Here is a 13,232-nt window from a genome sequence, read left to right as displayed (position 1 = left end):
CATGCTACAGATTGATGACGCCGCCTGTGGCCAGTCCCCCGATCGGCCCCACGCGGCCGAGCACCCCCTTCCTTGGCGTCGAGAATCCTGATTGCATGCGGCCCTTGCAATGGAGGCAGGCATGCGGTTGTTGGTGCGATTCTTAAAAATCCTCGGCGGCGTCATCGTCGTCGGCCTGATCGGGCTCGGGATCTGGCTCTATACATCGCCGCCGGAATTGCTGAGGGTCGGAAGCGGCTATTCGGCCAAGATGATCTGCTCGAACGTCTTCCTTGCCGGCCGCGACAGCAGCGAGGTCCTCGCCGTCGACGTGCAGGCTCCGGGTCACCCGCTTCTGAGATTGATGCGGGTCTCCGTCGATCGAACGGAAAAGCGGGTTCATGCCGCGCTGCTCGGCATTTTAGCCGGCAATGACGCGGTCTATCGCGAAGGGCTCGGCTGCGCCGTCGTGCCCGATGGGGCACCGGCTGCTGTTGCCGGCGTTCCGGCGCCTGCCGTTACGTCAGCTGATTCGTCGATGCTTTGGCCGGAAGGCGGAAAAGTCGAATCTAATCCGTCGGTTGTGCGGCTTCTTTCAGATGCGGTCCTTGCCGGTCCGGGCCTTCGGGCGGTGGTCGTGGTCAAGCGGGGACGGATCGTCGGCGAGACCTATTCGACCGGCTTTTCCAAGGATACGCCGCTGCTCGGCTGGTCGATGACCAAGACCGTGAACGCTGCTATCCTCGGCACGCTCATTCGAGACGGAAAGCTTTCGCTGGACGACAAGGGCCTGTTCCCGCAATGGCAGGGCAACCAGCGCGGCGATATCCGGATTGCCGACCTGGCCGCCATGGAAAGCGGGCTCGCCTTCAACGAGAATTACGGCGCGGTGGCGGATGTGACCCGCATGCTCTATCTCGAGCCGGACATGGCGAGCTTTGCGGCCGACCAGCCGCTCGAGGCCGATCCCGGCACGCGGTTCGGCTATTCTTCCGGCACGGCCGTGATGCTCTCGAAAATCTGGATGGACCGGATCGGCGACAGGGCCGCAGCGATGTCCTATCCCCGCAACGCGCTGTTCGGCCCGCTCGGCATGGAAAGCGCCGTCATGGAGGCCGATGCGGCAGGCACCTTCGTCGGCAGCTCCTATATGTATGCGACCGCGCGCGACTGGGCGCGGATGGGGCTCCTGCTTGCGCGGGACGGCGTCTGGAACGGCAACCGGATCCTGCCGCAAGGTTTCGTCACCCTGATGCACCAGGCCAACGCCACGTCGAACGGCCGTTATTCGAAAATGCAGACGTGGCTGCCGGGCAAGAATAATCCAGACATTCCGGCGGATGCGTTTTTCCTGCAGGGGCATGATGGGCAGACCATCACGGTCATTCCGTCGCTCGATCTGGTGGTGGTGCGGCTCGGGCTGACGCCGAGCTGGAACCGTTACGATCCGACCCGGCTGGTCGCAGAAGTGGTGAAAACAACAACGGCGCCCTGAGGCGCCGTTGAAACATTTTCAATCAAGGCACTTTCAGCCCGGCTATTTCTCCAGGACGTCCAGCATGTTCTTGCGTTTGGCGTCGTAATAATAGCCGCGCGCATAAAGCTTGATGGCATTGTCGTTTCTGTTGTCGGCGACAAGCCAGGCGCCGCGCAGATATTTGATCGCGTATTTGAGGTTGGTCTCGGCATCGAGCAGGCCGGCCGGTGGGCCTTCGTAGCCCATGGACTTGGCGGTCGAATACTTGATCTGCATGAGGCCCCAGTAGCCGTTCTTGTGATAGGCCTTGGGATCGTATTTGCTTTCCCGATGCACGACGCGGTGCACCAGCGATTCCGGCACGCCGTACATGCCCGCATAGCGCTTGATGAGCTTGCTCAATTCCGGCGGCGCACCGGTGGCCGTGGACGGCATCGGCTCGCCGGGAGCCGGCGGGAATTCCACGGCGGACAAGGCGGCAACGGCTCTCGGCTGCGCTGCATAGGCGAGCGTCGCAGTGTCCGGGCGTGGGGTCGGCACGACGGTCTGAAGCGCGACCATGTCCGGTGTCAGTTCCCGTTCGTCCAGCGCGATCGCCGAAGCTGCCGCCGGCTGGATCTTGCCTTCGCTGACCGCTGGCGCGATGGGCGGCGACACCAGGCGTCCGCCCTTTGGCGCCGCAAGGTTCGCCGGCTGGGCCGACGCGAGAATTGTCGATGTGGTGCGAGCAACGGGCGGCGGCATCATCGCCGGGCCGGGCGCGGGGGCGAAAGCGACGAGCGGCGCCATGGTGGGCGATGCCATTGCGGCGGATTGAACGGACATCGCATCAGCGGCGGCGGGCACCGGCACGGGAAGTCTTGCGGTCTTGGCGAGTGCCACGGTTGGCTGCGTGCCGACGGTCTGGACGGCCGAGGCGACCTGAACACCCGGAGGGGTCATCTGGCCTGCAGTCTGGGCCTGCCCGTTTACCGGGAGATCGGATTTGTACTGGATAGTCGTCTGGCCATCCGCGGAGGCCGTCTGGACAGGTCCGGTCGCCTGGCCGCTGGTCGGGGCAACGGTCTGTGTCGCTGCAAGCTTTTGCTCGCGCTCGACGCTCGAACATCCGGCCAAAACCGAAGAAACGGCGCACGCCACAGCCGTCCCGCGGCCGAGGAATCGGATTATCGCCATTGGGTCGCTTTCATGAAAAATGGTTACCCCAGTCCGCCCAAACGCCACCAAAAGAGTGTTTTGATTAACCTATTGGGCAGCGTCCGACAAGATGGCGAGCGTCAGGCGGCGATCCGGCGATAGCCGGCTGTGACCGCGCGCCGCGAAATGAAGCGCGTCTGGGGCTTGCGTGAGGCGGAGTTGAAGTTGGCGGGCCGCCGCCGGCGGTTGAGTACTCGGCGCGGAAAAAGCACGTGAATTCCGGCTCCAAGCGCAGCGCAGACAAGGAAGGTCGCCTGCATTTCGAGAAGCTGGGGCAGGAGGGAGCGGTCGGGATCGACGAACTGGGCGAGCACGGCTGCAAGGACGATCGCATAACGCGCCCGGAAGGCGGACTTGCCGAACAGGCATCCGAAGATTCGCGCTGCCCGACATTCGGGAAGATTGTCGTTATCGGCAATCGGGCCGGAGATTCGCGGGTCCTGGTAGGACCAGATCACATAGAGCATCAGATAACCGAGCCCTGCCCAGGAGATCACGTCGATGAGCTTGGGAAGATAGACGGCGATCAGGGCCATGGGGATCATCGCCACGATCAGGGCCGCCGACATTCCGACGGCAAGCCCTGGGACCGTCGCGATCGCCGTGCGGCGACCGCGCTGGAGAGAGAAACTGGCAGTCAGACAAGCGATAGGGCTCGGAAGGAGGGCGAGAAAGATCGCGGTCGCAGCAAAAGCGAGCCAGATGTCAGCCGTCATTCCATTTCCTCCCGGACGCTTGTTGAGCGGCGCCCGCTAATTTCCTGTCTCAAGCCGCTTCGAAGGGCTGGCCGATATGATCCATCACTTCGCCGAACCATTTTGCAGTCAGATCGAAATGTTTTCCACCCTTGATTCTGGGAAATTCGATCGTGCGCAGTTTTCCGCCCTGATCCTCGTCGTGGCCGGTAACGCCCGAGACCTTGTTCAATGCGTTTTCGACGGCGAGATCGACCATGCCCTGGATGAGCCGCAGGTCCTGGCCATTTGCCGGCGCCGAGCGGGCGAAGTAGCCGGATTTCTGCACCATCGAGCGATCGGCGCCGATCAGCGCCGCGAACTGCTTCTGGAACCAGCCGCCGACATTGATCGTGTCGATCTTCACATGGCCGAACGCGTCGCGCTTGATCGCTTCGCCTGCCGCTTCCCGTTCGGCGACGATCGTATCGAGGCCGGCACCTTCCGAAACGAACAAGGTCACGAAACCGCGCTGGTCCATGACGTCCTTGAGGCGCGCGGCCTCCTTGTCGAGGTCGAAGGCCATCTCGGGCAGGTAGACACCATCGATGTTCTTCATCGCGCTGTTCATCATGAAGCCCTCGACATATTCGTTGCCTTTGGTCTTCTGAATATAGGCCCGCGCAGTCGCGGCGGTAAGCCAGCCGCAGTGACGTCCCATCACTTCGTGAATCACAAATGTGCGAGGAGCGGCACTTTGCTCGTTCGAAACGTTGTCGAAGAAGGAGGCGCCGACTTCGGCAGCCGTCCAGGCGCCGAGCGACTGGCGGATCGGCACGATATCGTTGTCGACGGTCTTCGGCAGGCCGACGACGGTCAGGTCGTAGCCATTGGCGCCGAGATAGGCTGCGAGGTCGGCGGCCGTGGTGTTGGTGTCGTCGCCGCCAATCGTGTGGAGGATGGTGATCCCATCGGCCGCCAACCGCTCGGCGGCGACGCGAAGCGGGTTCTCACCTTCCTTGACGAGGCCGCGCTTGACGCAGTCTGCGGCATTGGTGAGCTTGACGCGGCTGTTGCCGATCGGGGAGCCGCCGTAGCGGTGCAGCAGATGGGCCTTTTCGCGCATGTCGGTGGTGATTTCGATGCGGTCGCCGAGCAGGACGCCCTGATAACCGGAACGGTAGGCGACCATCTCGATATCCGGCGCGACGTCGTTGTAGCGCTCGATCAGGCCGCCAACGGCGGAAGACAGGCAAGGCGCAAGGCCCCCTGCGGTCAGCATTGCTACTTTCTGTTTGGCCATCGATCCTCCTTGACGCGCATGCTCGCGTACAGTTCAAAACCGCTGGAATGGATGCGACAGAGACAAGCCCCTGTAAAGTGAATTTCTCAAGAAAAACCGCAGCTTCGACTTCTTGGCGCAGGAGAGCCTAATATAATCGATTCAACTGCCGCGGCCCCTCGATCGCGCTTGTGGAAAAAGAGATTCGGAGGCTTCGCAATTGTCCCGAAGTGCAGGGTCACCTGTCTGTGAGCGCCGGTGATTGTTCGGAAAACATGAACATAGTTTAATCTAAGACGGACCGTAGGTCGCCTTGCAATCCCAACTATAATCTGGTCCACTGCACTCATGATCTGGGATTTTGCCTGCCTTCACTTTTCCTCCCTTTGGGAACGGCTTCTCGGCGCCATGGGCGACGCGGCCGGGAACGCGCTCGGCCGTGTCATCGAGGCGATCCGCACGACGTTCGAGGGTGATCCGGAAACACGCCGGCAGGTGTCTTTCTCGGTCGCCATCATTGCGCTGTCGGCCAAGATGGCGAAGGCTGACGGTATCGTCAGCGAGGCCGAGGTCAAGGCCTTTCAGCAGATATTCGATTTTCCCGACGAGGAAGCCCGCAACGTCGCGCGCCTCTATAACCTCGCGCGCCAGGATGTCGCGGGTTACGAAGCCTATGCGACCAAGCTCGCCGGCTTGTGCAGCCCGGGCGCGGGCAAGGCTGCGAACTGCCCGATGCTCGAAAACGTCGTCGACGGGCTGTTCCACATCGCCAAGGCGGACGGCCTGGTGCACGAGGCGGAGCTTGCCTTCCTTTTCCGCATCGCCGAAATCTTCCGCATCGACGAGGGGCATTTCCGCCGCATCATGGCGCGGCACGTGCATCTCGACGGACGAGACCCCTATCTTGTGCTCGGCGTTTCGCCGGAAGACGATTTCGCAAAGATCCGCAAGCAGTACCGCTCGCTGGTGTCCGAACATCATCCGGACCGTCTGATCGCTCGCGGCGTTCCGGCTTCGCTGCATGCCGCTGCCAATGAGCGCATGGCCGCGCTCAATGCCGCCTATGCGGCGATCGAGAAAGAGCGCCGCGCCGCATGATGCCGTTTTACGCCGACTATGCCGGCGCGACGGTAAGGCCTTCCCCCAATCACGGCGAGCGCGCCGGCGGGCGCAGGCCCGACATGGTCATCCTGCATTACACGGGCATGCCGAGCGGCGACCAGGCGCTCTCCTGGCTCTGCAATGAGGAAAGCCAGGTCTCGAGCCACTATTTCGTCCACGAGGACGGGGGCGTGGTGCAACTCGTGCCGGAGGATCGCCGTGCCTGGCATGCCGGCAAGAGCTCCTGGGCGGGCGAGGCCGACATCAATTCCTGTTCGATCGGCATCGAGATCGCCAATCCAGGCCATCCCGGCGGCCTGCCGGACTATCCGTCCGCGCAGATCCAAGCCGTCGTCGAATTGTGTCGCGATTGCGGCCAAAGGTGGCAAATCCGACCGGAAAGGGTGCTTGGACATTCCGATGTCGCCCCTATCCGCAAGGTCGATCCGGGCGAAAATTTCCCCTGGGAAAAGCTGTACCTTGACGGGATAGGTCATTGGATCGATCCAGCGCAAATCCGTGGCGGACGGTTTTTCCAGTTCGGCGAGAGCGGCCAGCCTATCGAGGCATTGCAGTCGATGCTGTCGCTCTACGGCTACGGAATTGAAATCACGGGAAATTTCTGCGAGCGCACGAAGGGCGTGGTCGAGGCGTTCCAGCGTCATTTCAGGCCGCAGTTGGTCGACGGGATCGCCGATTTTTCGACGATCGACACACTTCATCGCCTGCTCAAGTCCTTGCCAAAATTCAATTAATGCGGGCGCCGCACCGGTCGTTCGGGACCGCGTCGAAATCGCAAAATTTTGCAGTGCCACATCATCTCCTTATTAGCCCGGTCTAAAGGACCCGCTAACGGCAGCCGCCATGTTGGACGGGGGTTGCAGAGATAAACGACCAGGATTCGTGAAAACATCGCGCCGTCAATCCGGCGACGCGCTGAGAGGGTGTTTGCGTAACGACACCCGCGGTTCCTGTTGGTCCGGAGACACTTCACCTACATGAATATTATGATTGTTGCTGCCGCGGCGGGCCTTGCCATGCTGGTCGCGGGAACCGAACTCGTGCGTGCTGAGGACGACGCCGTCACCACCTACACCAAGGCGCTCATCATTCCATGGGAAACGCGCGAAACCGGTTTTGCCGCGCCCACCGACGAAGCCAGGCGCCTGGTTCGGCAGCTTCATTATACCCAACTGATCTCGAAATATGCGGACGAATACGATGTTCCTGAAGAGCTTGCGCTGGCGGTGGTACAGATCGAGAGCAATTTCCGTCCGACCGTCAAGGGCAGTGCAGGCGAGATCGGGCTGATGCAGATCAAGCCGGCGACGGCGAGGCTGATGGGTTACCGCGGGCCGGACTACGGCCTCTACGATCCCGAGACCAATATCCGCTACGGTATGAAATACCTGGCCGGCGCGCACGAACTCGGCGGCGGCAAGATCTGCGGCACCATTCTCAAATACAATGCCGGCCACGGTGCCAAGCGCATGAACCCGGTTTCCAAGCGCTATTGCAGCAGGGTGCAGGCGGTGATCGAGACCGCTGAGCAGACGGCCGAACAGACTGCGTCGCTTTCGCCTGTGGCATTTTGATTCCGAAAACGGCTAGAAGTGCTTCTGACAGAAGACATTTCGGCCGGTGGAATTGAAAGGCGAGGGCATGACGGAGCGGTTCAGATTTATCGTGATCGGGAGGGGCATGATGGGCGCTGCGGCTGCCCGCTACCTCTCGAAATGGACCGACGGTATTGCGTTGGTCGGTCCCGGTGAGCCGGCGGACTACGGGCGCCATGAAGGCGTCTTTGCCAGCCACTACGACGAGGCGCGCATCACCCGGACGATCGATCCCGATCCCGTGTGGGCGCGCCTCGCCAACCGTTCGATCGAACGTTACGGCGAGATCGCCCGCGAAAGCGGCTTGGATTTCTATTCCGAGTCTGGCTGCTTGCTGGTCGGCCCTAAGCGGGGCGAGGGACCTTCTTATGTCGCGAACGTCCTCGATGCGGCAGACAAGCTCGGCGTTTCGACCGAGACGCTGTCGGATCTCGATCTTGCCGATCGGTTCGGTTTCTTCTCGTTCCCGCAGGCGAGCGAGGGGGTCTGGGAGCCTAGGAATGCCGGGCACATCAATCCGCGCCGGCTGGTGAAGGCCCAGGCTCTGATCGCCGAACGCCAGGGCACGGCAATCATTCCGGAAACGGTTTCCTCGGTGCGACAGGATGGCGATCAGGTCACCGTCACGACCAGCGAGGGCAACAGCTATGTTGCCGAAAAAGTGCTCGTCGCAGCCGGAGGTTTCTCGATCAACGAACGGCTGCTCGGCGCACGCCTCGACCTGAGCGTCTATGCCCGCACCGTCGCCTTCTTCGAGGTCGACGAGGCCACCATGGATATCTGGGGCAGGGTGCCTTCGCTGATCTGGAAATGGCGCGAGGGCGAGGACGGCATCTATCTCCTTCCGCCGGTGCGGTATCCCGATGGCAAGATCTATCTGAAGATCGGCGGCGATCCGGACGATCTGCTGCTGCCGACCGAGCCGGACATCCGCGCCTGGTTCCGCTCGGGCGGGCGGGAAAGCACCAGGGCGCGGCTCGCCGAGATCATGACGCGGCTGATGCCGGAACTCGATCTCTCCCGCTCGTCGATGGCGGCCTGCGTCACCTCGTTCACGCCGACCGGATATCCGGCAATCGCCATGACGCAAGCTTCCCGAATCGGCATCCTCAGCGGCGGCTGCGGGGCGGCGGCCAAGAGTTCCGACGAGATCGGCCGGCTCGGCGCCGAGCTGATCTTCCATGGGAAAATCCGGGATGAAGCCTATTCGACGGATTTCCGGGCGGATTATCTCTAAGCCGATTATCTCCGGCCTGATTGCCTTTCGCCTATGGCTTTCGCTCTCCATCTCGGTTATGGACCGCCTGCCAGTTGGCCGGGCAGCCGCGCTTTACCAATGCCGAAAGGCGGTAAGGTGAGGAAAGTCCGGGCTCCACGGAAACACGGTGCCGGATAACGTCCGGCGGGGGCGACCCTAGGGAAAGTGCCACAGAAAGGAAACCGCCCCGCTTGCTGTACCGCTTTCGACAAAGCGGCAGAGCTAGCGGGGTAAGGGTGAAAGGGTGGGGTAAGAGCCCACCGCGCTTCTGGTAACAGCGGCGGCAAGGTAAACCCCACCGGGAGCAAGACCGAATAGGGATGACGCGGGCCGCGTGAAAGCGTGGCTACAGCCTGTTTCCGGGCCAGTCATCCGGGTGGGTTGCGTGAGGCGACATGCAAATGTCGTCCCAGATGAATGGCTGCCACGTTCCGGTGCTTGCACCGGGGCCATACAGAACCCGGCTTACAGGCCAACTGGCGTTTACCTCCTCTCGCCGTCGCGATTCTGTCTGCGCCCTTGGCGAGGGAGAGACGTCCTGCGGCCGCTTTTTGCGGTGCAGAGTTATATCAGGAGTTTCGAAAGCTCCTTTGTTTGTCGGAGCTTAACAAGTGTCCACAGTTCACTTGTCGGACACTGCCGAGGCGGTTTCTTCACTCCCTCCGATAACTCTTTGTTAAACTTAACAGCTTATAAATAAATCCCATCTGGGAGTGGCTAGCGGGGCTTCTCCCATTGACGCCCATATGGTCCCATGGTATCCCAAAATCGCACTGCACAAGGGCGAATGAGCGCCCGCCAACCCCTGAGTTTCGGTCGTCCTACGGCCGGGCGGTTATCCGCCCATCCGGGCGGCGAAGCTGTGTTTGGTGTTGTGTCAACGGGTGGACGGGCTTCCGTCCTGAACCATAACGGAGCGGATGTTTGGCGTGATGAGCCGCTTCCTGTCGAATGCGACGAACAGGATCGATGCGAAGGGACGGGTCTCCGTTCCGGCGAGTTTTCGTTCGGTTCTTTCGGAGCGCGGGATCCAGGAGCTTTATTGCCTCCAGGATTTCACCTATCCGGCGATCAGCGTCGGCGGGCCGGATCTGCTCGATCGTTACGAGCGGCAGATCGCCTCCGTCGATCCGTTTTCGCCGGAAGCGAACCGGATGTCGCTGCTCGTACACGGTGGCGGCGTCTTCATGAGGCTCGATGCGGAGGGCCGGCTGATGGTCACGGATTTCATCCGCGACTTCACGGGAATCAGCTCGGATGTTACCTTCGTTGGGCGCTCGGATCATTTTCAACTTTGGCAGCCGCAGGCGTTTCACGAGGCGCAGGCGGCGGCGAGAGAGGGGCGCTTCGGTTCGCGTCCCGCGTAAGACAGGGGAACGGAATGGCGGCGAATCCAGGCGACGGAACAACCGAGCCCGAAGGCGGACCGGTTCGTCACATTCCGGTTCTTCTGAAAGAAGTTCTGGAGGCGCTCGAGCCTCGGGCTGGCAAGGTCATTCTCGACGGTACGTTCGGGGCGGGCGGTTATACATCCGCGATCCTTGCCGCTGATGCCGAGGTGATCGCGCTCGATCGCGACCCGAATGCGATTGCCGCCGGCAAGGCGCTTGCAGATGCCCATAAGGGTCGCCTCCACCTCATTCAGTCGCAGTTCTCCAGCCTTGCCGACCACGCGCCGGAAGGCGGGCTCGATGGCATCGTGCTCGATATCGGCGTCTCCTCGATGCAAATCGACGAGGCCGATCGCGGCTTTTCCTTCCAGCGAAATGGGCCGCTCGACATGCGCATGTCGGCGAGCGGCGTCTCGGCCGCGGATGTCGTCAATCGCGCCAAGGTCGGCGACCTCACGCGCATCTTCGGTTTCCTCGGTGAGGAAAAGCATTCGGGCCGTATCGCCCGCGCCATCGAGAAGCGTCGCCTGACTGAACCCTTCACCACGACGCGTGAACTCGCCAACCTCATCGAGACGGTCAATCCGCGCAAGGCCAAGGACAAGATCCATCCGGCAACCCGCGTCTTCCAGGCGCTGCGTGTCTTCGTCAACGACGAGCTCGGCGAGCTCGCGCAGGCGCTGTTTGCCGCCGAGCGGGCGCTGAAGCCCGGCGGCCGGCTGGTCGTCGTCACCTTCCATTCGCTGGAAGACCGGATCGTCAAGCAGTTCTTCGCCGATCGTTCCGGCAAGGCCTCCGGCTCGCGCCACCTGCCGATGGTCGAGGCCAAGCCTGCGATCTTCGAACCGCTCGGCAAGTCGATGATCTCGGCGAGCGACGAGGAGGCGGAACTCAATCCGCGCGCCCGTTCCGCCAAGCTTCGCGCCGGGGTGCGGACGGAAGCCCCGCCGCGGTCGGCCGACATGTCCATTTTCGATCTGCCCGATCTCGCCAGCCTTGCAAAGATGGGAGCCTGATACATGCTGCGTAGCTTCGATCTTGTCCTGATCGGCGTGATGACGGCAGCAGCCGTCGTCACCTATTCGATCAAGCACCGCGCCGATGAAAAACTCAGCGAGGTTCGCCGGCTCGAATCGGAAATCAAGCTGGAGAAAGATACGATCGATCTCCTGAAGGCGGACTGGGCCCTGCTGACCCAGCCAAACCGCCTGCACCGGCTGATCAACGTCTACAGTTCCGAGCTGGCACTGGCTCCCACGGAGACGACGCAGCTTGCGATGCCGAAGGAACTGCCGATGCCCAAGGCCCGGCTTCCGCAACCCGAGACCACGATCGAGGACATCATCGCCGGAAAGAACAGCGAGGTTGCCGCCGCGCTGAAGGGGGTTGCCGCCGCCAAGGCCAAGCCTGCCGCCAAAATTCCCGTGCCGCAGCGGCGCGGTCCCATCGAAGTCATTTCCACAGGATCGGTGAAACGCTGATGTCTTTCCTGTCCCGCATCATGATCGTCAAGAGCCGCGCGCATTTCTCCTCCGGCAGCCGTGGCCGCGGCTCCGAGAAGGCCTCCTTCGAGGGGACCCGCAAGCGCAAGTCCGCCCAGGCGAAAAACCGCGTCGGCCTGCTGATCGCCGGTTTCACGGTCTTCTACTGCGTCGTCGGCGGCCGGCTGATGCAATATGGCGTCGCGCAGCCGCTGACGACGTCGAGCATCCTGCCGGCGGACCGCCTTTTGGCGTCGCGCCCCGACCTCGTCGACCGCAACGGCGCGGTTCTGGCGACCGACATCCGCACCGTTTCGCTGTTTGCCGAGCCCAACAAGATCGTCGATGCCGACGAGGTGATCGAGAAGCTCTCGACGGTTCTGAACGACCTCGACGTCAAGGGCACCTATTCGAAGCTGACCTCGAACTCGCGTTTCCAGTGGCTGCGCCGCCAGTTGACGCCGAAGCAGCAGAGCCAGATCCTGGCGCTCGGCATTCCGGGCATCGGTTTTCGGCCCGAGAAACGCCGTTTCTACCCGGGCGGCCCCACCGCCGCGCATGTCGTCGGTTATGTCAATATCGACAACCGCGGCGTTGCCGGCATGGAGCGTTACGTCGACAATCAGGGGCTTGCCGATCTTGCGGCCGTCGGCATGACTTCCAGCCAGCCGCTGGAGCCGGTCAAGCTGTCCATCGACCTGCGTGTCCAGTCGATCGTCCGTGATGTCGTGTCCGAGGCGATCAGCAAGTACCGGTCCATCGGCGCCGGCGCGGTCGTTCTCGATGTCCATACCGGCGAAATCGTCGCCATGGCGTCCGCGCCCGATTTCGATCCCAACAATCCGGCCGAAGGCGGCGAGGAGGGATGGTTCAACCGCATGTCGAACGGCACGTTCGAAATGGGCTCGACCTTCAAGTCCTTCACGATCGCCATGGGCCTCGATTCCGGCAAGGTGAACCTTCAGAGCACGTTCGACGCCCGGTTCCCGATCCGCATCGGCGGCTTCACGATCAAGGATTTCCACGGCAAGGGTCGCGTGCTGAGCGTGCCTGAAATCTTCCAGTATTCGTCCAACATCGGCACCGCCAAGATTGCCGATACGGTCGGAATCGAAGGTCACAAGGATTTCCTGACCAAGCTCGGCCTGCTGACGAAAATGCGGACGGAGCTTCCGGAAGTCGCCTCTCCGAGCCAGCCGCGCGAATGGAAGAAGATCAATTCGGTCACCATTTCCTTCGGCCACGGTGTCTCGACGACGCCGTTGCAGACGGCGGTTGCCGGTGCAGCGCTCGTCAACGGCGGAAAATATATCCCGCCGACCTTCCTGCCGCGCAACCGAGCAGAAGCCGACAAGGTCGCTACCCAGGTGCTCAAGCCGTCGACCAGCAAGGACATGCGTTTCCTGTTCGAATGGAACGGCGCCAACGGATCGGGCAGGAATGCCCGCGTCGCAGGCTTCAACGTCGGCGGCAAGACGGGCACGGCAGACAAGGTCGTCAACGGACGTTACGCCCATGACAAGAACTTCAACGCCTTCCTCGCGGCCTTCCCGATGGACAATCCGCAATACGTCGTCTTGACGTTCTGCGACGAACCCAAGACCGACAAGGGCAACGGCGCAGCGCTTGCCGCAACTTCTGCCGCGCCGATGGTCAAGGAGATCATCACCCGCGCCGCGCCCATTCTGGGTGTGAAACCGAAATTCGGCAATGACGGTTCTGCCCTGCTTGTGTCTTATTGAGCGATAACAACTTGAGCGGACGATTCGTGGGGAC

General features: G+C 62.0%; 12 protein-coding genes and 1 other RNA gene. 10 read left to right on the top strand and 3 right to left on the bottom strand.

Annotated elements, in window-relative coordinates; all coding sequences use genetic code 11:
- Positions 1–121 precede the first annotated feature (121 nt).
- Entirely contained in the window at positions 122–1,474 is a 1,353-nt protein-coding gene (locus C5J22_RS11365; RefSeq protein ID WP_105438514.1) for a serine hydrolase, read from the top strand.
- A gap of 42 nt (positions 1,475–1,516) precedes the next feature.
- Here the strand turns inward: C5J22_RS11365 and C5J22_RS11360 are convergent, their stop codons facing one another.
- The 3 genes from C5J22_RS11360 to C5J22_RS11350 form a co-directional block, all read right to left on the bottom strand.
- Positions 1,517–2,632 (bottom strand): transglycosylase SLT domain-containing protein, encoded by a 1,116-nt coding sequence (locus tag C5J22_RS11360; protein WP_245440348.1) that lies wholly within the window; start codon positions 2,630–2,632, stop codon positions 1,517–1,519.
- Positions 2,633–2,733: 101 nt separating this feature from the next.
- Complete coding sequence (locus tag C5J22_RS11355; RefSeq protein ID WP_105438307.1) at positions 2,734–3,369, bottom strand: LysE family translocator; 636 nt, start codon at positions 3,367–3,369, stop codon at positions 2,734–2,736.
- 49 nt (positions 3,370–3,418) lie between these two features.
- On the bottom strand, positions 3,419–4,630 hold the full coding sequence (locus C5J22_RS11350; RefSeq protein WP_105438306.1) for a pyrophosphate--fructose-6-phosphate 1-phosphotransferase: 1,212 nt from the start codon (positions 4,628–4,630) through the stop codon (positions 3,419–3,421).
- Between the two features lie 327 nt (positions 4,631–4,957).
- Between C5J22_RS11350 and C5J22_RS11345 the strand changes: the two genes are divergently transcribed.
- The 9 genes from C5J22_RS11345 (at position 4,958) to C5J22_RS11305 (ending at position 13,198) form a co-directional block, all read left to right on the top strand.
- Entirely contained in the window at positions 4,958–5,707 is a 750-nt protein-coding gene (locus C5J22_RS11345; RefSeq protein WP_172724343.1) for a DnaJ family molecular chaperone, read from the top strand.
- Positions 5,704–6,465 (top strand): N-acetylmuramoyl-L-alanine amidase, encoded by a 762-nt coding sequence (locus C5J22_RS11340; RefSeq protein WP_105438305.1) that lies wholly within the window; start codon positions 5,704–5,706, stop codon positions 6,463–6,465. The genes C5J22_RS11345 and C5J22_RS11340 overlap by 4 nt, the downstream gene beginning before the upstream one ends.
- Before the next feature lie 243 nt (positions 6,466–6,708).
- On the top strand, positions 6,709–7,305 hold the full coding sequence (locus C5J22_RS11335) for a lytic transglycosylase domain-containing protein (RefSeq protein ID WP_105438304.1): 597 nt from the start codon (positions 6,709–6,711) through the stop codon (positions 7,303–7,305).
- Positions 7,306–7,372: 67 nt separating this feature from the next.
- Positions 7,373–8,563 (top strand): FAD-binding oxidoreductase, encoded by a 1,191-nt coding sequence (locus C5J22_RS11330; RefSeq protein WP_105438303.1) that lies wholly within the window; start codon positions 7,373–7,375, stop codon positions 8,561–8,563.
- A 70-nt stretch (positions 8,564–8,633) separates the two neighbouring features.
- Positions 8,634–9,068, top strand: an RNA gene (gene rnpB, locus C5J22_RS11325) — RNase P RNA component class A.
- A gap of 448 nt (positions 9,069–9,516) precedes the next feature.
- Positions 9,517–9,951: a division/cell wall cluster transcriptional repressor MraZ gene (gene mraZ / locus C5J22_RS11320; RefSeq protein ID WP_245440363.1), complete on the top strand. Its 435-nt coding sequence runs from the start codon at positions 9,517–9,519 to the stop codon at positions 9,949–9,951.
- 14 nt (positions 9,952–9,965) lie between these two features.
- Positions 9,966–10,991 carry a 16S rRNA (cytosine(1402)-N(4))-methyltransferase RsmH gene (gene rsmH / locus C5J22_RS11315; RefSeq protein WP_105438302.1) on the top strand — a complete coding sequence of 342 codons (1,026 nt, stop codon included), beginning with the start codon at positions 9,966–9,968 and terminating at the stop codon, positions 10,989–10,991.
- Positions 10,992–10,994: 3 nt separating this feature from the next.
- Positions 10,995–11,456, top strand: coding sequence for a hypothetical protein (locus tag C5J22_RS11310; protein WP_105400772.1), 462 nt, complete (start codon positions 10,995–10,997; stop codon positions 11,454–11,456).
- Positions 11,456–13,198: a penicillin-binding protein 2 gene (locus tag C5J22_RS11305; protein ID WP_105438301.1), complete on the top strand. Its 1,743-nt coding sequence runs from the start codon at positions 11,456–11,458 to the stop codon at positions 13,196–13,198. The genes C5J22_RS11310 and C5J22_RS11305 overlap by 1 nt, the downstream gene beginning before the upstream one ends.
- The last annotated feature ends 34 nt before the right edge of the window (positions 13,199–13,232 follow it).

Origin of the sequence: Neorhizobium sp. T25_13 (genome assembly GCF_002968675.1) — a bacterium.
GTDB lineage: Bacteria > Pseudomonadota > Alphaproteobacteria > Rhizobiales > Rhizobiaceae > Neorhizobium > Neorhizobium tomejilense.
This window is presented reverse-complemented; position numbering and strand designations above follow the sequence as displayed.

Bases quoted from the DNA above. Each gene is read 5' to 3' on its own strand.
- C5J22_RS11365 (WP_105438514.1), top strand. From the start codon at position 122: ATGCGGTTGTTGGTGCGATTCTTAAAAATCCTCGGCGGCGTCATCGTC.
- C5J22_RS11360 (WP_245440348.1), bottom strand. From the start codon at position 2,632: ATGGCGATAATCCGATTCCTCGGCCGCGGGACGGCTGTGGCGTGCGCC.
- C5J22_RS11355 (WP_105438307.1), bottom strand. From the start codon at position 3,369: ATGACGGCTGACATCTGGCTCGCTTTTGCTGCGACCGCGATCTTTCTC.
- C5J22_RS11350 (WP_105438306.1), bottom strand. From the start codon at position 4,630: ATGGCCAAACAGAAAGTAGCAATGCTGACCGCAGGGGGCCTTGCGCCT.
- C5J22_RS11345 (WP_172724343.1), top strand. From the start codon at position 4,958: ATGATCTGGGATTTTGCCTGCCTTCACTTTTCCTCCCTTTGGGAACGG.
- C5J22_RS11340 (WP_105438305.1), top strand. From the start codon at position 5,704: ATGATGCCGTTTTACGCCGACTATGCCGGCGCGACGGTAAGGCCTTCC.
- C5J22_RS11335 (WP_105438304.1), top strand. From the start codon at position 6,709: ATGAATATTATGATTGTTGCTGCCGCGGCGGGCCTTGCCATGCTGGTC.
- C5J22_RS11330 (WP_105438303.1), top strand. From the start codon at position 7,373: ATGACGGAGCGGTTCAGATTTATCGTGATCGGGAGGGGCATGATGGGC.
- mraZ (WP_245440363.1), top strand. From the start codon at position 9,517: ATGAGCCGCTTCCTGTCGAATGCGACGAACAGGATCGATGCGAAGGGA.
- rsmH (WP_105438302.1), top strand. From the start codon at position 9,966: ATGGCGGCGAATCCAGGCGACGGAACAACCGAGCCCGAAGGCGGACCG.
- C5J22_RS11310 (WP_105400772.1), top strand. From the start codon at position 10,995: ATGCTGCGTAGCTTCGATCTTGTCCTGATCGGCGTGATGACGGCAGCA.
- C5J22_RS11305 (WP_105438301.1), top strand. From the start codon at position 11,456: ATGTCTTTCCTGTCCCGCATCATGATCGTCAAGAGCCGCGCGCATTTC.